Origin of the sequence: Bacillus fungorum, assembly GCF_002746455.1 — a bacterium.
Classification (GTDB): domain Bacteria; phylum Bacillota; class Bacilli; order Bacillales; family Bacillaceae_G; genus Bacillus_A; species Bacillus_A fungorum.
In genome coordinates this window covers 1-690 of sequence record NZ_NWUW01000150.1, presented here as the reverse complement: position 1 = coordinate 690, position 690 = coordinate 1, and the positions used below count along the sequence as shown (strand labels likewise).

Genomic DNA, 690 nt, shown 5'->3' with positions numbered 1-690 from the left:
TCATTCCGGAAAGAATTACATATACCCAGTACATACTTTTCGTCAATTTCCACTCGTACTTTTGGGCTTCTTGAATAATGGATTGTGGTAGATACATTCGAATCCCTTTGATATTCCTTAATTCCAAACGCCTTTCTTCTTTCTCATTTTCTTGTACAAATTGAGAAAGAGCAGAACCTTTTGATTTTGTACAAAGTAAAACCAAAAGGAAGACGCTACAGAATATCAAGAAAATACAGCTATAAATCAATATACTATGCAAGCTGTTTTACCTCCTTATGAGCAAGAAACGATTCATATAAGGAAGTATCTACAGTAGTAGAACGGAATTTCCATTCCATTTCATCTGAAATTTTCCCTTTCATTACATGCTCACCATGAATCTTTATTATTTTCCCAGTCATTTCATCTACTTCTATTTCATCTGGGATAAATTGAGTAAGTTGATTAAAGTGTACTTCACCGTCATAATAATCTCTCAGCTCAATCATTTCAGTTATATACCGGTTTCCATCATCCTTTTTCTCGAAAAAGACAATTACATCAAATGTCGATGAAATTAGTTCATATAAATACTTAGCATCAATATTTGCTCCACTTTGCAGACACATTAACATAAGGCGTTTTACACCTTCAATTGCACTTCTTGTATGTACAGAAGTAAAACCAGAATGCCCTGTTTGGAAGAAA

General features: G+C 33.5%; 1 protein-coding gene and 1 pseudogene. Both read right to left on the bottom strand.

What is annotated here, in order from left to right:
- Window positions 1-262 (bottom strand): annotated as a pseudogene (locus tag CO726_RS31165) (hypothetical protein); the annotation flags it as partial.
- A partial coding sequence (locus CO726_RS31160) for a P-loop NTPase family protein (RefSeq protein ID WP_169513132.1) occupies window positions 255-690 on the bottom strand: 436 nt, incomplete at its 5' end. The pseudogene CO726_RS31165 and the gene CO726_RS31160, both read right to left, overlap by 8 nt.